The sequence below is a fragment of the Candidatus Hartigia pinicola genome (assembly GCA_020541205.1).
GTDB classification, from domain to species: Bacteria; Pseudomonadota; Gammaproteobacteria; order Enterobacterales; family Enterobacteriaceae; genus Hartigia; species Hartigia pinicola.
In genome coordinates this window covers 1,754,687-1,779,551 of the sequence record CP048208.1, presented here as the reverse complement: position 1 = coordinate 1,779,551, position 24,865 = coordinate 1,754,687, and the positions used below count along the sequence as shown (strand labels likewise).

At 23.7% G+C, this 24,865-nt stretch carries 5 protein-coding genes; 3 read left to right on the top strand and 2 right to left on the bottom strand.

What is annotated here, in order from left to right:
* Positions 1–872: 872 nt before the first annotated feature.
* On the bottom strand, positions 873–1,820 hold the full coding sequence (metR, locus tag GFV14_RS03280) for an HTH-type transcriptional regulator MetR (RefSeq protein ID WP_457914241.1): 948 nt from the start codon (positions 1,818–1,820) through the stop codon (positions 873–875).
* Positions 1,821–13,659: 11,839 nt separating this feature from the next.
* On the opposite strand from metR, the gene gpmA reads away from it, so the two are divergent.
* Positions 13,660–14,412: a 2,3-diphosphoglycerate-dependent phosphoglycerate mutase gene (gene gpmA / locus GFV14_RS03275; RefSeq protein ID WP_457914240.1), complete on the top strand. Its 753-nt coding sequence runs from the start codon at positions 13,660–13,662 to the stop codon at positions 14,410–14,412.
* Between the two features lie 4,366 nt (positions 14,413–18,778).
* On the opposite strand, the gene bioA is transcribed toward gpmA, so the two are convergent.
* Entirely contained in the window at positions 18,779–20,050 is a 1,272-nt protein-coding gene (bioA, locus tag GFV14_RS03270; RefSeq protein ID WP_457914239.1) for an adenosylmethionine--8-amino-7-oxononanoate transaminase, read from the bottom strand.
* A 101-nt stretch (positions 20,051–20,151) separates the two neighbouring features.
* Here bioA and bioB point away from each other — a divergent pair, with 101 nt between their 5' ends.
* The gene (gene bioB / locus GFV14_RS03265) at positions 20,152–21,189 is read left to right on the top strand and encodes a biotin synthase BioB (protein WP_457914238.1); all 1,038 of its coding nucleotides are present in this window, start codon (positions 20,152–20,154) and stop codon (positions 21,187–21,189) included.
* Between the two features lie 1,767 nt (positions 21,190–22,956).
* On the top strand, positions 22,957–23,631 hold the full coding sequence (gene bioD / locus GFV14_RS03260; protein WP_457914237.1) for a dethiobiotin synthase: 675 nt from the start codon (positions 22,957–22,959) through the stop codon (positions 23,629–23,631).
* Positions 23,632–24,865: the final 1,234 nt, after the last annotated feature.

Here is a 24,865-nt window from a genome sequence, read left to right as displayed (position 1 = left end):
TGTGTAGCGTGTACTATTTTTGTTAAAAAATAGATTTTGAAATATTGGGTAATATTAAAAGTATTTTAATATCTCTATTAGTTTATAGATTTAGCATATCTTGTTTTGTTATTTTGTAGGAAATATTAAATGGATTAAAAGTATATTAAAGATATATTTGCTGGGTAGCATAAATGCTTAACTGATTTGTCTTAATATATACGCATATAGAATCCAGCTTATTTATTTTTGTTGTGTCGTCACAAATTTTCAGAAAAATTATTGATATTTCACATGCGAGAAGAAAGATACTAATTATTTTGTTTATTTATCTTATTATTATGAATATCAGTATTGTGCTATATTATAATGCTTCGTTTTCACTGTACTTTCTATATTGCATTGAACGTAAATTTATTATCTTCTTTAGAATAAATAATTATAAATTAGTTATTTTTTAGCTAGTGACTTTTAATTATTGAGTCGACTCTTATTACATGTAATAATCTTAATAAGTGTTTAAATAAAATGATATATATTGAGTTAGTGGAGATCTGTTTTATTTAAAACTTACTTGTAAACACTTTGATGCAATTATCTTCAATAATATTTTGCAAGATTTTATGGATCGATACTAGAACGATACGAAGAACTTTTATTAGTTTGATTGATTCTAAAATACATATAAACTATTAAATATAAATATGCAATAGTTTATTTTATGAGAATAAAGTTTTCTATATATTTTATATCAGTTTTGTTTCTAGAATTATTGTGTGATTAAAGTGAATGCATAACCTTTTCTATTATAAATAACATAATAGTCCCAATAAAATTCTTGATAAATTTTCTATCTAGTAATAATTTTTGATTAAATAAGTGTAAATATTGATTTAAGTTGAATTTTTATATATTTCTTGGTGTATAGACGTTGGATATTTTTGCGTTGGTTTGACATATGATAAATTATTTACAGCATGATTCGTAGTTGTTTGTGTGAAATGTTTAATGGTGGGTTGATGCTGTTCTCCATCTCGGCATGCTGCGTACAAGCGACTCCATAATCCGTTTCCTAACGTTTTAGTTATAATCAAACGTTGTGTTTCAAATGAATCAACTACCCAATGAGGTAATGCAGCAACACCCATTTTTGCAGTAACCATCTGGATTAATAATAATGTATTATCAACCGTTTTAACATTAGGCGATACCCCCGCTGGATTAAGAAAATGACGCCATACATCAAAACGCTGACGGTGTACTGGATAAATTAATAATGTTTCATTAGAAAGATCATCTGGTTTGATAATCAAGTTTTTTGCGAGTGGATGATCATAGGCGACAATCAATTTCACTTCATAATCAAATAAGGGCGCATAATGAATTTTTTGATCTACTAAGATATCTGATGTTATTACAATATCAAGTTCACGCGAAAGTAATTCAGGTTGTGGTTCAAAAATCACTCCTGATTTAAAATCAAAAGATACTTTTGGCCACTGTTCTTTAAATTTTTTTAAGGCTGGTGTCAGCCACTGAATACAGCTATGGCATTCAATAGCAATACGTAGTGCTGATACACTTGGTTCGTTGCAGATTCGAATTGCATCTTTGACTATTGGTAGGATTTGTTTGGCTAGATGTAATAAAATTTCTCCTTGTTCTGTAAATCGTAGTGGTTGACTATTACGTACAAAAAGCTTAAAACCTAAACGATGTTCTAAGTCACTAAACTGATGAGATAAGGCTGATTGAGTCTGGTACAAGTGTGGCGCTGCCGCTGCTAATGAACCATGTTGGCTAAGTGCATTCAATGTTTTTAAATGTTTTAATTCAATCATGAAAAACCTGCGCAGTGATAATGACTAATTTGAGCTTATACTTTATACAGTACCTGTTGAGTATAGATGTGTAAATGTCTAGGCGACTAAATATTTTAATCAGTCAATATTTATTATATAAATTATAGACTGATTTTTTTAGAAATCATTGTGAAAATAGAATGTAAAGTAGGTAATAATATTGTAAAAATGTGATATTGATGATGACGTTTTTTTAGGGACAAAATGTGATTTGTTTTCTTTTTACTGAGGTGATAAAAAGATAATGGTGTTAAATTGTTCTTTCTAAGAAGTTTTTATATAACTAAATACTGATAGGCGTTTATTGTTAGGTCAATATAACATTGATCTTAATAATTAAAGATATCTGAATTAATTGCAATACTTTATTAATAATAGAGAATGTTTACTAAAGTAATAAGATAATTTTGCATTAGAAACAGAAACAACAAAGTGATTTAACACTAACTATAATAATGCTCTTTCTTGTATGTTAAGAAAAATTAATTTCACTCTTATGAAGAGTGTGGTTATTACATTTGTAATATTTAGCTGTTAACAACAGTGTGAAGTTATATTTATAAATTCAATTAGTGTTTTTTACAAAAATGAAACGAGAGTAAAATCATTATGTAATTTCTTGTTATTAAATTACTTAAGAATCTTCAAGTGCAAGATATAATACATTGATCTTTTTGTAAGATTATCATGATATTAAAAAAATAAAATATATCTTTAAGATTGAATATTGTTATTTTAAATTATGAATACATATGAAATTATATATAATGAATGGAGGTGAAAATTTAATTTTAAAATTATTAGTTGTATTCAGTTTTTTTGATAAGCACTTTCATTTATGTTTTTTAAAAACCTAATGAATCTATAAAATTTAGTTTTTAAAGTTTATTAAAAATTTTTTAAATTTTATGATTGTTATATATTTTTGCAAAAAATTATAACTCCGCAGTAGTGATATGAGTTAAAAATATTTTATTAAAATTGAAGTGGTATTTTTTATAGATAAGATATATGCGTTACAAAAAAACTTATGTATATTCAGTTGTGCACTAATATATCCTCTCAATATCAGTTGTATATAAAACTTTCTTCCGAGTCATTTTCTAATCAAAACACTCTATATTAATATTTTAAAATTTAAAAAGCAATATAGAGTGCTTTAGTATTTAGAAAAGGTTTAATTAATTAAATTAAATGCTATATTTCAAAATAGAAGCTTCCTGAGAATATCATTTTGTATTCGTTTTAATAGTTTTTTTGAACACATGATAATAGATTTTATAATCTGGATTGATATTGTTTGTGTAGAAAATGATCATTCATTTGTAAAGATTTCTTTGTTGTAGTTTTTATAACTGTATAGGAAATGGTCGAATTTTTTTAATTTATGGTGTAAATGATAAACATTACTACATGATCATATCATTATGAATACTGAGTCAGTAATTATCACTGATATCAGTTAATTTCTAACAGTCTTTAAGAAATAGTGAATAGTTTTACCTAAAAATTTTTTATTAATGTTAACGGTTTTATTTTAATTACCTATTGATTTAGATTATTAAGTAATATCTGGGGTTTTATTTTATTAATTGTTATTGATTTTTTACATAGTCATTTTAGATTGCTTATCTAACACGATAAAACGTTTGATATAATTTAGGAATTTTCATGCGATTAATTTTTAATGTAGTTTTTAGGTTTTAATAAGTGCCTCATCTATATATGAATATTATTTTATTTGCGCAATCGATATCAAAAGTATAGTAATTGGTATAGATATTAACAATTCTATCACTGTAGAAGTTACCTAAAAATTTTTTGATTTAAGGATTTATACGACAGTTCTTTCAGTTAGTGAGTGTGGGTAATAATAGGATGAATTTTAAGTATATCCTATGATATTATCTACTGAGATATAAACTTACTTTCCTGTTGTCTTCAGTTTATTTAGTACTAATATCTTGTATTTTGTATTTGTCAATAAAGATTTTTGATAGTATATCTTATGTAATTACCCTTTATGATAATGCTTATTTTAATTTATCTTTACGGTATCAATATTAATTAATTTTTTAAAAATAAGTAAAATATTACTATAATTTAATATTTAGTTAAACACTACAGAAACTACGTATCTACACATTTTTTTTGTTTATTGTATATGCAAACTTTTTTATTTAGTTTTTTAGCTATTCACACTTAGTAGTTGCGGGTAACTTAAAAATTATATTTTAGAGCTCCTTATGATCAGTTAGACAAGTCATGTTTATATGGTTCATAATGCATTACACTTATTATCTGTAAGATAGTAGTCTATTTAGGATAAAGTTCTACATACTATATGTGTATTTTAGTATTATAAAAGTCGCAGACAGATGTATTTATATTGCGTATTTTTTAAGTTTAGGTTATGCGTTAATTGTATGATTTTTATACTAAATTAAAAGTTCATCTAGAGGTTATGTTGAATGTGTTGTTTCTAAAACTTATTTATTTTCTCTGCAAAATTTATTTTATTATAATAAAATTACTTCACTAAAAATTAATATTGATTTTTTAGCGCTATTATTTTTTAAATATTAATTTTAAAAACCTTACTGTATAAATTATTTTCTTTGTAATTTTAAAATAAAACGGTTTATGTGGTTTGACATTACTAGAAAATTTATCATTATCTATTTTCTTATAAATACTATTATAACCAGTACACATGTAAAATTTTAAACTTCAAAGTATACTGCAGTAGTAAGCATGAAATTTTTTATTTTATTAATAACTGTAAGAGAAGTTTGATATTTATAAATAATAAATAGAAAGATTTTCTAGTAGCTTAAGGGTACTGAAACGATCTTTTTTAGTTAACAACTCTTAACTTCAAACGTTTAGTGATCTGAGGAGGGGTTGTGATTTTTTGATAAGACAGATTTTAGAATATGCAGTAGTTTATCTAGTGCGATCTATTTCAATAATATTTGAAATAATTAACAAAAATTTATTCATAGATTTCTTTAAATAGATTTTACTAGACAAGAAATAAATTGTTAAATTTTATGTAACTACTTAAAGGTGAAAAAAGTGAACTATTTTGTTGTAAAATAACATCAATGATTTTCTGAGTATTATGATGTGCCTTATTTTTATTTTTAAATAGTACAAAATGATTAATTGTAGTATTATTTTAATTACATAAAACATTACTAATGGAATATTATATATCATAACTACTCTAAGTAAAAATCACTATATTTAAAATAGAACATAGTTAGTAGTTAAAGTAATATTTTTTGATTACTGATAATATGGTGCATTTTTTATATGGTTTCTAGTATTAAAAAATTATTTTATTATAGATAAAATTATAAATAACTCAAAATAATTTAAGACGATATCTTACGTTTGTATTATATCTTTCAATCTGATTTAATAGTATTTATTATTAATTTATATACACCTGCTTTATCCTACTATGAGCTTTTCACTGTAAAATATTTTAAGAAGATTAGTAAGTATGTTCAGTAAAAAAGTACTTATTACATATAATCATTTCTCTGAAATAAAGTTTAACCTACTAAACTTGCAAATATTTATCGATTGTGTTATGACCGTTATTTATATGCAATATGAAGAGTATTAATTATTTAGTGAGATTTTTTATAATCAAATAACTTGTTAATTTCCAAAAAGTTAATATTTGATAAATTCAATAGATGATTGAAATTATTTAATATTTTTTAATTAATAAAAGAGAGTTATTTTTATTCTTAGATAGAATAACTAATAAAAATAAAATACTATTTTAATAAATTATGATGAATTCGCTAGTATGTTACTCAATACTACAGTACATAGCATTTTTTTCTGTGAAAGCTAGTAAAATTTTATCAATGTAGACAAAGTTTTATTATAATTTTTATTATGCACTTTTTCTATAATGCTTTATTGTATATTCATTGACAGTAAACGTATGTGAACTTATGAGTTTAAAATGAGTATATTATAAATAGAACCGTTTAAATTTATTTAAACATTTACTATTACAATTAGATGAATGATTATCCAATTTATTAATCATATACTGAAGTGAAAAGAATTAACTAAATTAATAGAATAGTTATTTATTATATTTAAATTAGTCGTTAACAATACCTTCAAACTACTGAAAAATGAAAATTCAAATATATTAATGTTAATTCAGATAACTACATAGATAAACTATTATTAGTTCATTGTAATTTATTAAATAAAAAGTTAAGAGGTTAGACATTAAAATAGTGAAATTTTTATAATTGGGTGTTTTTTGGATTAATAACTTTGAATCAGCACGATTAATTTAGAAATTCAGCTTTAAAAATTGCATTTTAGATGTAATTAAAAATTGTACAATCTTGGTATTTACTAAGTAAATTTTTGATTTTTAAAAGAAAATTGTTAAATTAATAATCTTCATTATCATTATATTGCTAAAATTACTATTGGAGTGTGCTAAAAGGTTTACATATCCTTTCTGTCTTTAGTTACTATTTCGTCTGAAATAGTAAAGAATTTTTAACACACTTATAGCTTTTCGTAATTTTAAAAAGTTTATAAAAAACTAAAAATTATTATTAATATAATACATTGAAGTATGAGGACTTTAAATCTATCTTATGCCGCTGTCAAAACACAAGCTACTTTTATACGTTTCTACTGATTGTTAGAATCATTTTAATATATTACAAAAAATACATATAATAACAAATTGCACGTTAAGAGAATATAGCAGCGTGATTTTGTCAATTTTGTATATGCAAAAGCACTTTTACTTTAAATTAAATTGTTATGATAGTATTAATCAGAGTATTATAATAGCATACTTTACTTTTAAACTGTGTTGGTTTATATAAATCTATACTTTTTTTGAATAATGCAGGATGAGTTTGTTTATAATATTTTCGTATTAAGAAAAAGTCATTTAGATTATTAATAGTTAATATTAAATTATCAATAAATAACTGTAAGATACTTAGGAAGACCTACTATGATGTTTAGTGTGTTTAGTAGAATTTTAAGTAACTGCGTACAAGAGAAAAAATTACTATAACATGGCATTTAGTGTAACCTTAAAAAGATGTTAATCCTTACGAAAAGCTGACTTTGGAAAATTATTTTTCTCTAGATAATACTGGGTTTATTTATTATAAAAAATGTTTTAATATGTAACATTACTTAAATTCTCTTGAAAATATTTTATAATATAGTAATGCACAACATTTGTTAATATAGAATAAACGTCACTAGTTGATGAGTGCTATTGTATACATATAGTGTGACTAGTAATTTAGCGACATAGGAAAAGGCTAAGTATTTTCACAGTATAGTAATAATAACTCTAATAAAGTATTAGTAATTTTATAACTGTCTATGTACTTAGTTATTACGAAGAGAACTGTTTATTTAGAATAAACAAATAAAACGAAAGAAAAAAATGATATCATAATCTAGATGATGATTAATTAAGTTAATTCTTTAAATTATGATCAATATAATCTTATGTTTATGCAATAAACGATGCGTAAATTTTCGCATGATGAACACTTATTTTTCTAAACTGACATAATCATTGCAGAAATTTAGGTGCATTTTATCAACTAAATAAAAGGCAAGATTATCGAAGATCTTTAAGATATATATATTCTTTTATAAAGGTTGTAACTTTTAGTGGGTTACCTTTTATTAGCTTTTTATTTTTACTTTTTAGTGTTTATTAAAATTCTTGTTGTAGAGCTAATGATTCTTTATATTATTATTGCAATGATAAATTCTTACAGAAATAATATTAATTAAAAACATTTTAATAAATCAAACTTTTATTTGAGTAGTAAATAACACAGAATTTTTTCTAAAATTGATATGTATAATTTTTTGTATACTATTTTCTTATTTCAAGAGAAATTTTTAGTAGAAAACGTTCTTAGTGATGTGTGTGTTAAGATTAGTGTATATGCTAATACAAATTTTATCAGAAGAAATGATTAGTAACAGAGTTACTTTTATTAATATTAGTATTACAATGGTTTTAATTATGTGATTAGAGTTAATAATAATCATGATCCCTTAATATTGCATTTATTATTAATCAGTAAAGTGTTACAAATAAGAATATAATTTTTAATAAGGCGATAATATGGGTAAAAAGATTTTTAGAATTATATGATGCATCGTAGTACCAATTAAAGGTTGACTATTTGCAATAGTAGTTGATACTAAATAATGTCATAAATAAAATTACTGTATAATGGTTGTGGAGTATATAAAAATTACTTTCCTTTATAACATATATTATGTATATATTAAAGTTATAAAGTTCAAAAATTTAGTATGTTATATAGCATGTATATTTATTTTAATTTTTGAAATTAAAAACGTAGGAAAGTAAAAAAATAATAAAAATATTTTCCAGTATTTAACTTGGTATATTATTTTTTTACTATTAAAAAAACAATTAATAAATTTTTAAAAAATTAAAAATATCAGAATTGATAGTAATCTACACGTCTTATTTTGACGATTTTTCTTAAAAACATTCTCATTATAACATTAAAGCCAAGATAGATAATGATGAATTATGTCTAATAATAAAAAAATATTGACAAACGTTATTTTCACGTCATTAAAAGTAGAGTTTTAAAGCGGACTATTACAACGTTAACAAAATAGATAATACCACTAATAATTTATATAAACGATGAATTACAACAACCAAGTTGGTAATAATAAATTTTTCCTTACAACAAAAAACTTCGTAAGACATGTCTAACAAGTAAAATCAATAGTTTATTTAAAAGTTATTCTTGCATAATAAAAAATCACTGTGATATATTATTAATAGATAATATGCATTTATTGATGATTGTAAGGATAACATGTTTTACAAAAAAATCCTTACTTCACTTTAATGAAGTAGAATAGTCTTTAGAAATTTAGAAAATCTTTAAAATCTTGTGCATTTTGTAAAAGTGTATTTTTATATATATGCTATTAATCGTCCAATGAATATAAATACCTGTGAAATGAACTTAGCTTCGATTCAGTAGGGAAGCTAGTTAGCATATCAAAATAATAAATACGAATAATCATAGAGAAACAGCGTGTTATTGATTAATGTAAGTTTTATTCGCAAAAAATATAGTATAAGCATTGAATTACTAGAGAAATAACAAAAGTAGTTCATATTCAGTAGTCAGTGTAATAGTAATCTTATTATTAATATGGGTATTCATTAAGCTGATTAGATCATTAAATTTACCGCATATCATGCATATTAAGGTTATGAACTTTTTATTTACGATTTTAATGAGTATATTTTATATTTATAACGTAAGTAGTATTTAGATATGTTTCTTTTAGAAGATTATTAGAATATTATTAAACTCAAATAATCTTAGCTAAATCAAAAGATAGGGTCTACAGAAAAATACTGATTATATTAAATATTTTAGTATGCAGCAGGCATACTACAAGTTAAACAAGGACAGTAAATATATTTCAGTAATAAAAACTGTATAAAGTATTCTATAAGTTGTATTCATGATTACACAAAATAAATTCTTTAGTATTATCGCAGAATTTTAGATGAAACTATAAACTATTGAGAATAAATATATAAATGCATGATTTGTATTAGTAATAATTCATGGGTATCAATACTAATATCGTCCAACACGATTCTTTATATCTGTACTAAAAATATAAAAATAATTTTTTAATTATTTGAATGTTAACAAGCTACTAAGAACATTGATTTTTAAAATTTATTTATGAGCTTCCGCATATATAATATTAAGTTTAATTATGATCTCTTTTTTATTTCTAATATTAGAAAAGAAAAAATTCAACAGTCATTTTATATAATTTTTTCTTTACAATCTAGTGGTTAGATTTTGTTAAGTTAGTCTTTATTAAATAATCCAGCATGAGGTTAAAAAAATATACATTAATAATGGTTGTTAAAAAATATAATTTTATATTTGTGTTAATAGATATTTTCATTATATTATTAATTTCAATTCTAAAATGTGTTTAAGTTTGTGTATAGATTACTTACATGTTAATTCGCTTTTATGATATTAACAATTAATAGATTTTAGTAAAATAAAATTTTACATCTTTTTAATTATAATAGTATATAGTGAAACTAACTTGTATTAAGTTTAAGAAATCAGTGCATACGTTTTATGAAAAATATTAGAGTAACTTCAGTCACTAACACTAAAAAATGTTATATACAATATTACTTAAGAAGTTAAATAAACTAAAATAAAAATTTGCTAAATCGTGAGCAATATGACATGATTTTTTATTATTCTGAGCTCATATTTAATATATAAATATTTAGAAATCTTTTCAAATAACTTAAAACGCCTTTTTTTGCGTATAATAGTTCAGTTGTAATTCAAAATATTAATTAACTATAATTTTTGATATTGTTCGCTTTACGAAAAAAGTATGTTGAGATATTTATATCTTACGCTTAATTTGAGAACAAGGCGTGAACATTGACTCGTGTCTTTAGGAGAAACTGAGGACTCATTGAACACAGTATTTAAATCAGTGTGTGAAAAATAAGAAATTGTTTTACTTCTGATGTGTTAGATAAAGTAATTTTAGATTTCGTGAGTATGTGAGATATTTCTGTAAATTCTTGTTTTATTGATATACTTATTGCTTAATAAGCGTACAAAAGAAAATACCTAATTTAATTGTGTATCTATTTTGTTGTGGCATGGATACTTATAGAAAACAAATACGGATAAAGAGAATAGCAAGTATAGTTTTTGGTATAAAGACTTTCCTGCAGCATTAAAACAAGTGTATTTCTATCACTTTGCATTGATTGATGTACTATATACATATCAGATAAAGTGTGTATTAATAGTACTTTTAAATGTCTGCGATGCTATGGGTAGATAAGTTATAACTACTCCTCATGCTAATGTAATCTAACTTCAGTGAAAGGCAGTTTTGTTAATTTTGTATTGAATGGAAGATGAAGTAATTAATATTTTACACTATTATGCTCTATAAAATAGTGCTTGCTAGAATATTGAGTGGTATTTCGTTCACAAAATTAATACTTAAGATTAAACTAGGTGGCTATTTAATAGTTGAAGCTACTGTATTATTAATAGAAGTTAAAGTCTTAAAAGACATGACGCGATGTCATTATACACTAGAAGATAGTTTTTAATAATTTTATTTGTCCTATGATGTATAATAGTAATTATCATATTTCGATATAATTTTTAGGTAGTCGTTTAATAAATAATTTTAGAAAAACAGTATTTTTCTGGATTTTTTATGTGAGTTAAATTCTGTGTTTACATAGAGAATAGTTGGTATAATTTCAGCTCGTTTATTATTTGATCTACTTGTAGGTGATTATTTTATGCATCATGTGATACATGTGTATATAGTGATTTAACATCATCGAATTATAAGAGTGTTTTATTCTTTTAAAAAGTCATATGAATTAATGGTATGACCGAGACATACGTGTTATCGTCAAACTATTGAAGAGTTATGAGAGTTAGATTTATCGCATATATATTACAGGTTTTATTGGTTTTGAATAATGAACTCTGAAATTTATTCAGAATTTTTAAATATAATTATTGTATGTATTATATCAGTAATAATATGATGATTATCAATACTAGTCTAAAATATTTTAACATATTGTACTATGATGAACTTATCATCTTTAATATGCTTCTCATGATTACTCACTAATAGTACTGTATATTAGTATTTTAAACTATACGACAGAATTTTTTAGAAATTTATTTTAATTCACTGAAGAAAAAAATTTAAACTTAATTGCCTAAAAGGCTCTGTATTAGTTCCTGATCAGAGCGTTAAGACAATTATACTGATTCATAAATATGTTTGGAATGAATCAAAAATACCCGACTTGTAAAAATAATGATACAAAGAACATATTTGATATAAAATAAAACATTAAGGTAAAGTAGATATTTAGAATTTATCTATACAATATTAATAATATGAAATTACATATTATTCTTTTGTGAAAAACATTAGTAGATAATTTTTATATAAGTGAAATATCTACAAAGTGAATGTATATCATATTCTGGGTAAAATATTAAGATATGGAAATACATTATATTTAATCTTTATAATATAATTTAAAAAAATTAAGTCATCGACTATATATGTAATTACAGGAAAATATTTCTGAAGGAAAATATTTCTGAATATGAAAGAAATGTGAGATGTATTTAAATGTATATTCTTAGTTTATTAATCTGATATTGATTCTCTTCTTGTTGAAGATACTATTTTAGCTTGTAATAGGTTGTCTGTATGACTTAAAATATGTTGTTAATATCTATTTTTTTAAATTTTATAAAATTATATTTACTGATACGATAAAAGTTCAGTGGTTATGTATAGTAACATTATCCATTTCTACAAACACATAAATAGTAATATGAAAATTATTGTAAATTTATATAATATTACTTCATCATTACTAATGATAGTTATGTTATTTTTATGAAAAATAATAGTTCTTTTAATGTTATATTGATCATTTATATACTAAAATATATTTAATAAATTAATTTTAATATAAGTCTATAATTTACTAAAAATTTAATATTGAATATTTTTAGAAATATAAAATAATTTATCGAGTAATATTACGATAATTTATTTATATAATGAATATGTGATTCAAATAAAAATTTTAATAGTATTTATTAGTATGTTTTTACTGTAGTAAAAATTAATCTCATCATTTTATATAAAATCGTTATTATAAAATTTATAATATTTTATAAATTTTTTTAATTTTTATTAGATTAAAATTTTAATTTTATTTTTTTCTTATTTATACTGAAAATATTATTTTATATTATATTAATTGTTTGTGTTCTTATTTTTAGATATAATTTTAATATTTGAATTTTCATAAATACGATGTTTAATAGTGATGGTTTATAGTTATAAGTACTGCAGGCTTTATTGACATTTTACTTAACTAGTTTTTCTTATATTAGCATTCGTCTTTCTAGAACGTGATGTTAGATCTGAGTAGAATATCAGTAAATGATTACGTATTTTCGGTTGAGACTAAAATAATCATCTATTCTCTGGATAGTCAGTTTGACCGCTATGTTATAATAAGATACTGAGGTTATTGTCACCCCGTTTATTAAATGTTCATCGATGATAACAACAGAGTAATTATCTTGCATAGAGGATTGTTTATATTAGTCCTTATCTTATTTAATTCTAGTGACTATTATCAGGTAGTGCTATTTTAAAACAGTATATTTTAATTAAGTTTTTGTCTTTATTTTAAAAAAATCTATTTTACTGAAAGTTTTATTTTTTGGTTATCTACAGGTGTTATTCAGTTAATATTATAGTGATTACTACTTTTTATTATTTATTTCATTATTATTACGTACTGATATGCATGAATGCTCTGCGTAATATTAACTAACACTATATAAAATAGCTTGTATACTGATTAAAATATAACTTTTGTATTGTTGCATTACAGGTGAAATCTCATTTATCTGTTATATTTTCTCTATTTCAATAAAGATGTTATATGAAATACTATTCATGAGATATGTATGACTTTATAGACCATTATTTATTAATAAATTTTAAGTTTAGTAATAATTTAATTGGGTTTAAGTAAAAAAAATCATAAGTCACTAGCGCTAAGATTTAATCACCCTATAATGTTAGTTATAAATAATGTATATTCATTCGAATACTCTAAATAGGAATTTAAGCTATGGTTATAACTAAGTTAGTCTTGGTAAGACACGGTGAAAGTGTATGGAATAAAGAAAATCGTTTTACTGGTTGGACTGATGTTGCATTGTCAAGGAAGGGACGTAAAGAGGCAATAAGTGCAGGAAAACTTTTGAAGGCAGAAGATTTTATCTTCGATTTTGCATATACTTCAGTTTTGAAACGTGCTATTCATACTTTATGGCATATACTTGATCAAGTAGATCAACAATGGTTATCTGTTGAAAAACATTGGAAGTTCAACGAACGTCACTATGGTGCCTTGCAAGGTCTTAATAAATCCGAAACAGCAAAAAAATATGGTGAGGAACAAGTAAAATTATGGCGTCGCAGTTTTGCAATTACACCACCAGAACTGACAAAAGAAGATAAACGTTTTCCAGGTCACGATCTTCGTTATGCAAAATTATTAACTAACGAGTTGCCTGTTTCTGAAAGTTTAGAAACGACTATTGATCGTGTAATCCCTTACTTTGAACAAAAAATTAAACCGCGTCTTACGTTGGGTGAAACAATTATTATTGTTGCCCATGGTAATTCTTTGCGTGCATTGGTAAAATATTTAGATAATATGAGTGAAATAGAAATTGTAAATCTAAATATCCCAACAGCAGTACCATTGATTTATGAATTCGATGAAATTCTAAGGCCAGTCAAGAATTATTACCTTGGTAATCAAGATCGAATTATAGCACAAAAAGAAGCAGTGGAAAATCAAGGTAAATCTAAGTAATTAATTTATAAATATTTAATATAATAAAGCGTTTTTTAATTTTCTATTGTTGTTATAGTATGAATGCAGTAGATAATAACGAGTTGTATATATGCTTAACATTTAATATAATTTTTCGTGACTGTAGAAATGAGTTTTTGTTCTAATTTAAAAAAAATAGATTGGTACATAATTTATAGTACTGATGATATTCTCTAAATCTAAAAAGGATAATATAGATTGAAATCTCGTTTCGAAATTGACTAATAGTTACTCCCTGCACTAATTAAGCAAGCTTAGTTGATATTTTTTACTATTATGATGTCGAGAACCATTCTCTTACTAAACAGGAATTTTTCTTTTGTAATATTAGTATCAGATAGCATTTTGTATTAAATTTTTTAATAAAATTTATAATAGTGATAAGTATTCAAGGTTGTAGTTTAGTACTATAATCATTGAAATTTGTAAAAGAGTAGAATTATATTGTATTTTATTAAAATTGTAATTAATATTAGTAGTGATTTATTACTATATTTTATCCTCTAAAATTAAAGAATGATAGTAATTGTCTTTATTATTATCGGAAATAAAGTGATGAACATTAAACAGAATTCTAGTATTGATATTTTTATTTTACTATATATTAGTATTTTTTTTAATACTATACTTAATTATTTGTTATGTAATATTTTCCTATATAAAAATAATAGAAATATAAGTAATATTGATTGTAATATATACATCAATCATTTTATTGTATTATATAGATATAAAACATTTTTTATATAATTATTAACACAATATATCTGATAATATCATTTTAATTTTTAATTAATAAATTATTGATTTAAAATAATTTAATATAAACTATACTATTTTTATATTAATAACTTTTATTTATTTTTATTATAATTTATATATTATTTTTTATTAAAGCAGTACTTAAAATAAAATAATAGGATTTTTGTTAATAAATTTAATATTCATATAAATCTCTTTAATATGATTTTAATGGCACAAAAGATATAGTTAATTATTATATTTATATAATTATTATTACCTTTTAAAATATAACTTTAAATTAAATAGTATTTACTTCAATATAAGTTTTGATATTTATATAAAATAAAACATAATCTTGTGATTTATGATAAAATTTTTTAAATAAAAATACATTCAGTAAATTTCAATAAATCACTAATAAATACATGTAACTTAATAGTAATATTATAAATTTTTGTTTATATTAGTATTATTACATTAATTCATAAAACTTGATATAATAATATTATTAAAAATAAAATGTTAGTTAATTTTAAATGTAATAGTATTTATATAGATTTAATTAAATAAATAATAAATTAAGTAAGTGTGATATTTTCATTTTCATTAATGATTTTTATTTTATTTAATTTCTTAATAATTTAGACATTTTTTAAAATATTTTAAAGTGTTTGAAAATTATTTAAATTAATAATGAAAACTTTAGTTCTTGGAAAGTTTTTGACTATATAATTAAAATATAAAAATACTTTTTCAATGATTGAAAGAGCGTAGTTGTATCTATGATAAAATATTATTAGTTTTATATTTTAAATATACTTTAAATAATCTTTCTTAAAATATTAATAATTTTTTTAGATGTCTTAAATTACTGAATTTTAAAATTTTATGAAATGCATTATGCATTAATTTTAAAAAATTAATAGACTGTACTATAGAGTTTTTAATGTAGTAGAAGAATGCTATAATTGTTATCTTTGTTTTACCATTAATAATACAAAGTATACGAAAGTCATGTTATCGTATAATAAGTAGCCACTATGTATTCTTACAGGAAACGATATTATGTTCTATATTAAATAACTTTTGTAATAAGATTAATATTGAGCGTGATATATTAAAAATTTATTTTAATGAACTTTGAATTAATATCATAATATTACATATTATTAAAATTTTTTGAATATAATTCTTTTTATATCTCTCAATCGGATTGAGACATGCTATATTATTGGGTTTAGGCTTAGAAATATTTTAATATATTTAAGACTTACTATTTGATAAAAATCAGTGTGTTCAAAAAATGTTGTTGTATATAAGGGATGACGAATAATCCTATTTTAGTTTAAAATATTAATCAATATAAAGCAGTACTGTTTAGTAATGTTTTTTAGAAAAAAGTATTTTATTGTATTATTTATTACTTTGTAAGAACTTTATAAAATGTTAGTTCTTTAGAGCATGCATATTAAATATATCATTAGTAGTATTTTAGATATATATAAAATATTTTAGGGATGAAATAATATATTTTAATAGATATTTGAAGTTTATAGATAAAAATTTTAGTCATAATAAAAATATTACGAACATAAAGTATCAGAAAATTTCTTTGAATATGAAGATTGAATAGATTCATTCGTAAAAATATATAATAAGATTATTATGATAGGAATGAAAGTTTATGAATAATTGGTATTATATGATTAAAAAATTATTTAGATATTAACAATACGATGAATATCATATTTCCCATATATTCTCTAATATTTTTATTAGAAAATATTTTTAAGTTTATCGGTAATAATGGAAATGTTTAGATATCTGAATTTACTTTATTAATTTATTAATTATTATTTTTTATTAAATCAAAATATTTAATAAATTTAAATAGTCAATATTAGATAATTAAAAATTTAGTTTGATAGTTAATGTAATTATCATAGTTAATTAAAAAATAAATAAATAATTTATATAATAAGTATAATTTAATATAAAATGATAGAAAAATAAAAAAATTATAGAAAATTTTTATTTAAGTAATATTTAATGTTTTAATTAATTTTTAAAATTTTTAATAATTTACATTCTTTAAATTATGAAATTAATTATATATTTATTGATTTTGTTAAAAATATAATTAATATATAAATTTTGATTTTTTTGTCTACGAAATTAGTAATGTGATTACATTATTATATTTTATATAAATATAATGAAACACATTAATGGAATACTTTCTATTTTTATATTGATTTTTTATGTTTTAAAATTATTATATAATTATTGCATTAAAATGATATTAATCTTAACCTAAATTTTAACTTATAAGTTAGGTATTAAAAATATGGATAATGATATATAATATAATAATGACATCTTTTACATAATTTTTATATTACTATAATGAATAAAATAATCTATTTTGTATTATTTTGAGTAAAAAAGATATATACTGTATTTTATGGACTTTGTAAAGTAAGAAAAAATAAATAAGTAATTCTCAAAATACGTTTTCTACATCTTACGTTTCCTACATCTTAAATGTTAAAAACTTTTAAAGTATTTTTATATTTTTCATGATATTATCAATTATTATCTATATTGGTATCTAGTGGATGCTATTTTCTTATGACAAGTAGAAACATTATAGTGGTAGGAGTAAGTTAATTTACTTATGCATATGTTATGTTTTTAGATTATTTAATTAGCGCTGCTATTAATAAATTTTTTCTTTCATGGATTCAGCCATGAAAGTGAATGCTTTTGAATGGATTAAAATGATATCAGTACAAAAATTCAGTAAAAATATCTATATTTCCTATCAATATGATTGATCAATATTTATCTTTTTTATGAACTGAATTTTAGGGTTTTACTTTAGTGGTATTTTTGTTTAAAGTTATTTGTTATTAAAGAGAATTTATATTATAGTGATTTATAATAAAATAGAGTAAATTCTATATTTTTATATGCATTCATAGATATTTTAAAATGTAAAAAATAATAAATATTTTAATATAATAAATACTTCAATAATTTTGTTATATAAACATGGAAGAAGATCACGAGTTGTGAGTGGCTACTTATGTTAGTTAGGTATAAGTGATTCTATTTATTGTATACTGCTTGATCCTAAAAACTTATCTGTGTTTTACATAGACGGAAATATGACAATTTAAACATAAGACGTTATACTTTATGTAAATATTTAATTAATTTCAGCATTAAAAATCACATAACTTTATATGTAAATAATTTTTATTATTATAGCGATTTTTTAATAAAAACCTAAGATTGCACAAGATCTCCAGAGAGTATGATGCAATACAGGAAATATATAACATATAATTTCATTTCACTAATTACAAAAATCTTTAAAAGTAATCCAACTAGTTTGGTATTGTAATTTAAAATTTTATTATGAATTTAGTTTAGTTTTTTTAGATTTAAAATGTAGATTTACGTATAATGCCATCAAGAAAAATAATTTTATGGTTTAAATATTTGATATTTAAATTATAAACATAAAATTACAATAATTATTTAATTTTAAATTTAATTTAGATTTACTTTTAGTCAGCATCAGTGATCATTTATTTTACACATTAATTACTTTCTTAATAGCTTCTGTTAGTTTACTAAGATGTTCTGAAGAAATAATATAAGGTGGCATTACATAGATTAACCTCCCAAAAGGGCGCACCCAAACACCTTGTTTGATAAATTTTTTCTGAAGTTCTACGGCATTAACTGGCGCTCGCATTTCAACCACCCCAATGGCTCCTAGAATACGTACATCTTTTACGTCTGGATGAGAAACTAGTGGAGCAAGTTCTTTTATAAGTTGTTGTTCAATTTTGGTGACGGTTTTTTGCCAAGGATTTTCTAGTAATAATTTTACACTTGCATTTGCAACTGCACATGCAAGTGGGTTTCCCATAAACGTCGGGCCATGCATAAAACATCCTGCTATGCCATCACTGATAGTATCTGCAATATGGCGTGTTGTAATTGTAGCCGATAGAGTCATATAACCACCGGTAAGTGCTTTTCCTAAACACATAATGTCTGGGAAAATATTAGCGTGATCACAGGCAAATAATTGACCGGTGCGGCCAAATCCAGTAGCAATTTCATCGGCAATCAGTAATATGCCATAGTGATTACATAAAGATCTTATACCTTTTAGGTAGTTAGGGTGATAAAAACGCATTCCTCCAGCACCTTGTACTATGGGTTCAAGAATGATAGCGGCTATTTTTTTATTGTAAACTGAAAGCGTTCTTTCAATAGGAGACAAATAATGATGATTCCACTGATTGTAAAATCCACACTGTGGCGCATCAACAAAAATATGTTTCGGTAAACAACCTTTATAGAGGCTATGCATAGAGTTCTCAGGACAGCAAACTGCCATAGCGCCAAAAGTATCACCATGATAGCCATGACGTAAAGTTAAAATTTGTTGACGTTTTTCTCCTTTTGCTTGCCAGTATTGTAGAGCCATTTTGAGTGCTACTTCAACAGCAACAGAACCGGAGTCTGCCAAAAAAACACATTCAAGCGGTTTTGGTGTAATCTCAACAAGTTGTCTACATACACTGATTGCCGCGGGATGAGTGAGCCCTCCAAACATGACATGGGACATTTTTTGTAGTTGCTCAATAACAGCTTGATTCAAGACGTGATGATTATATCCATGGATGGCTGCCCACCAAGAAGACATTCCATCAACTAATTTTTTTCCATCTGCCATAATGAGTTCTGAGCCTTGAGCTTTAACTATGGGATAAGTTGGAATAGGTTGGCTCATTGAAGTATAAGGATGCCAAATATGCTTGGCATCAAAAACGATATCAGAATTGTTCATTTGATTTTATATTAACTTATTCGTTATTACATCATTAATTTGTTGACATGATAACTACAATATTTAAACTGGCAACTCATTTCTCAGATGGAGACTTACTCGTGATCAAATTTAAAAAATGGTCAATTAAAGAAGCTAATAAGTTGTTTTCAATGCCTTTCTTTGAACTTTTATTTCAGGCTCAACAAATTCATCGTCAACATTTTAACCCTCAAAAAATTCAAGTTAGCACTTTACTTTCAATTAAAACAGGCGCTTGTCCTGAAGATTGTAAATACTGCGCACAAAGTGCTCGTTATAAAACAGGATTAGCAACAGAACGTCTCATGGAAGTTCAGCAAGTGTTAGAATCAGCAAAAAAAGCAAAAAAAGCAGGTTCAACTCGTTTTTGTATGGGAGCAGCATGGCGTAACCCGCATGATCGAGATATACCGTATCTTGAAACAATAGTTAAAGAGGTAAAATCTCTTGGAATGGATACTTGTATGACGTTAGGGATGATTAATTATAAACAAGCACAGCGTCTTGCTGAGGCGGGTCTTGATTATTACAACCATAATCTCGATACCTCGCCAGAATATTATGGAAACATAATCACAACTCGCACCTATCAAGATCGCTTAGATACTTTAGAAAATGTGCGAAAAGCAGGTATTAATATCTGTTCTGGTGGTATTTTAGGTCTTGGTGAAAAAATTAGTGACAGAGCTTCTTTATTGGTTCAGCTTGCTAATCTTTCTAAGCCGCCAGAAAGTGTGCCAATTAATATGTTAATGAAAGTTGAAGGCACGCCTATGGCAAAAAATAAAGATCTTGATGCTTTTGATTTTATTCGTACTATTGCCGTTGCTAGAATTATGATGCCAACTTCTTATGTTAGATTATCAGCAGGCCGTGAATATATGAATGAGCAAACTCAAGCATTTTGCTTTATGGCTGGTGCTAATTCAGTGTTTTATGGTTGTAAACTTTTAACTACAGCTAACCCAGATGAAAATAAAGATTTAGCACTATTTAGAAAACTTAACATTCATCCTGAATCCATTGAGATGACTAATGATAAAAATCTGAAAACGGTAGAATTAACTGAAAAAATACAAACCGAAGGTGATCAGCAGTTTTATAATGCAGCTATATAATGAGTGAGACGTTATTCATCTAGTTACAATTATCTTACCGTCAGTAGAGTATATAATGTTATTAAAATACTCATATTAATTTAAGGAACGGTCATGTTACGAATTAAGAGTTGCACTTACTGAAATTTTTAAGGAAATGATTGTTGAAGTTTAAATCAAGATTTAAAATTTATTGAATGATTATTCATACAGTGGAAGATATCTTCTTAAATAGGAAGTAGCAGTATAAAAGTATTACTGGTTTTTCTTAGCTTAAAAACTTTAAAGTAGATGGCTTCATTACTTAAATTGTCCATAAACATTGTTATGAAGTTTAGATTTATTATTAACTAATAAACATGGGTAGATATTACCCAAGTTTTACATTTTGTCTGATAAACTTCTTCTTTGTTTTTAATTTTAAAGCATGAATATTTTATTTCATGATAATATATTTTCTTTACTTATAACACTGTTGTTTATGATAAAAGAAAATATTATGATGAATGTAAAAAGTTATTGATTCATAAGAGACTGTGAGTATGAATCGTGATGATGTATTTCAGATTCTTTGACAAGCAGATTGATGTATAATAGATGATAAAATAATGAAGATTTACAGCTTTGATATAAAGACTGTAATTTCAGGGAAAGAGAATGTGTAGTTATTGTCAGATCTTTGTGAAGAAAGTATACATCATTTATAGTTATATTCAGTAAATAGTTTTTTTGAATTAGTATGATGATTACTGTTTATAGACACGTATTTTATGACCTAATTTAAGTATATATTCTCTATTCTATACTATAATTAATGCTATTTTAGGTGAGCGCTTGATGTATATGCCATGTATGTAAATAAAAAAATAAATTCAGTTCTACAGAATTGAATAATAATGTCAATCTATTGTAGTAAAATATAGAACGTAGTGCGATGCAGATAGAAGCGTTTTCAACTGCAATATAACCATGATTATATTCAGTAATAATAAACTTCTAAAGATTTTTTATTTTTACCTTAAATGGTGATAAATATAGATTATGTTATTATCTGTTTCTCTTATATAATGTTCATTTCTAAGTATTAGGTTAGATTCTGTTGATCATTAATAAAAATCAATAAATTACCAGAATTTCTATATGATTTTAATTATATAGTGATTAAAAATAAAAAATAGTAGTGTTTACAATAACACATTAAACATTATAGGTATGTAGTCTTTGATTAAGAACAGTAAATAATTATTACTTTATATATTCATTAGAATTTAGAACAATATAAAATTATAGACTAAAAATAATAATACTGCTTGTAGCATTAGTTTTTGAAATTATTTAATAACGGAAAAGCGATCAATTGTATTATTTGTAACTTTGGTTTATGATTTTATCATAATTTTCATAAAAGTTTTCTCTAAACTATATATCGTAGTTAATAATACTAGTGGTAGAATTATATTTATTACGTTATAGAATAAATCTATTGCAAAAACTATTGTACATTTAGATAGTTCTGGATAGACAATTATATGTAGATAATGTTTTTACTGATAAAATAATAAAGGTTAGTGATGAAATATTCCCTTATTAGTTAATATATAACTCGATATACTATGTCTTTCTAATTTGTAATGTGAGTTGTTTTTTAAAAGTATCTGTGCAACACGTTAAACGATTAGTTAAAAGAAAGAATGAATGAAAAAACTAAAATGGTCTTTTGTATTTATCTTATTTTTTTTAGATATCGTATTTGTATCAACTATTTTAATATTATTGGGGTAATTTATCATGACTAAAACTTATTTTGTGACAGGTACAGATACTGAAATTGGTAAAACAGTAGCGACCTGTGCTTTATTGCAAGCTGCTAATCAGTGTAGTTTTAGTACTGCAGGTTATAAGCCAATTGCATCAGGTGGTCAGATGACAAAATATGGGTTACGTAATAATGATGCGTGTTTATTACAAAAAAATAGTAGTGTCTCATTGAGATATAATGAAGTGAACCCTATTTTGTTTGAAGCATCTACATGTCCGCACATTATTAGTGAAAAAACAGGGAAGCCTATTGAGTTTTCTGTCATGAGTGAAGGACTAAGAAATTTACAATTAAAGGCAGAATGGGTATTTATTGAAGGTGCTGGTGGTTGGTATACACCATTATCTGTAGAGAAAAAATATGCAGATTGGGTTATTTTACAGGAATTGCCTGTGATTATAGTCATTGGTCTTAAACTCGGTTGTATAAATCATGCTTTATTAACAGTTGAATCGATTAAATATTCAGGATTAGATTTAGTAGGTTGGGTGGGAAATGAGATTGCGTCTATCATGTATTATCAAGTAGAGTATTTAAAAAATTTACATCGGTTAATTTCCGCTCCTTGTCTTGGTCTGATTCCATATCATAATCCTGAATTTATAATAAAACTTGGGAAGTTTATCGATCTCTCTTTACTTTAAGAAGAAAAGTATTTAGTATTTTTTCATAAAATAAAGACAAGAAATATTAAAGTGTGCAATTAACAAAATATCTTTAAAGATTTTTATTTCTTTTGTATATTTTACGATATTTTTAGTGAATCAAAATATATTTAATTAATTTCATTCTTTGGGTTATATATTGCAAATATGGAGTGTATTATTTTTTAGTTTAAATATCACATATAGTATATAATATAAAGTAGAACATGTTTCAACTCAATAGTTATTATTATTTAGAAAACTCTGTACTTATATTGATAATCTTTTCATACATTTAACAATCTTTAGATATTGTATTTGTGATACGTGGATCTTATGACTATACGGTTGTAAAAAACTTTAACATGCTTAATGATGTAGTTTTTTGATATTAAATAGCTATTTTACCTAAATTATCATGTTTATTAAATTTATGCGTAGTCTTAATGATGTGTGTGTTAATGATTATTAAAATGATCACATCGTTCTTATTGTATTTTTTCATCATCCTTGATACTTATTGCTTTTAATAATTATTCCTGCAAGCTTTAATTTTGTTTTCATGGTTGATGTTTTTACAGTTTAAGATAGTAATTCATGGCATTTGGATGGAAAATTATTAAGAATAATTTAGTTGATAGACCATTGATTTTAAAAATATACAACAGTATAGAAAAATTTCATGGATATTAAAGCTAAGAATATATAATTTTATTTACTAAAAAATAAAATCGATATAATAATTTTTTTCTAAAAATATCAAGAATATAAGCATTTATTCTCATAAAATACATAAAATTTTCATATTGATAAAAGATTCTGAAAATTTTTAAGATATTTATTCTGTCAGTCGGTTACTTAAAAAAACTTACGCTTAAGTTTATGATTGAAAATCAAAGTTTATATTAGTAATATAATCTTTATTTTTATGATAATTATTCTTTAGTTACTTAGCTGTATTTAAAAATTGTTCATATACTATAGAGAAGTTCATTACCATTTACATGCGACGTGTTAATTGAATGATGGATTAGCAGTTTATTTATATATTTATAATGCTCATCTTCTAAAAAAGATCTTTTTATTCTAAAGTTTTATAGAATGATATTGAATTAACTTTCTGTTATAAGAATTGTATTAAGACGTTATGTATGCTTGCAAAAAATTAGAAAAGCGATATCTTTTATGCTTGTAACATATTATATCACTCTCTGTGAGATGACATTAAACTTTA

Excerpts from the sequence above, each read along its gene's own strand:
- metR (WP_457914241.1), bottom strand. The coding sequence starts at position 1,820 with ATGATTGAATTAAAACATTTAAAAACATTGAATGCACTTAGCCAACAT.
- bioD (WP_457914237.1), top strand. The coding sequence starts at position 22,957 with ATGACTAAAACTTATTTTGTGACAGGTACAGATACTGAAATTGGTAAA.
- bioA (WP_457914239.1), bottom strand. The coding sequence starts at position 20,050 with ATGAACAATTCTGATATCGTTTTTGATGCCAAGCATATTTGGCATCCT.
- gpmA (WP_457914240.1), top strand. The coding sequence starts at position 13,660 with ATGGTTATAACTAAGTTAGTCTTGGTAAGACACGGTGAAAGTGTATGG.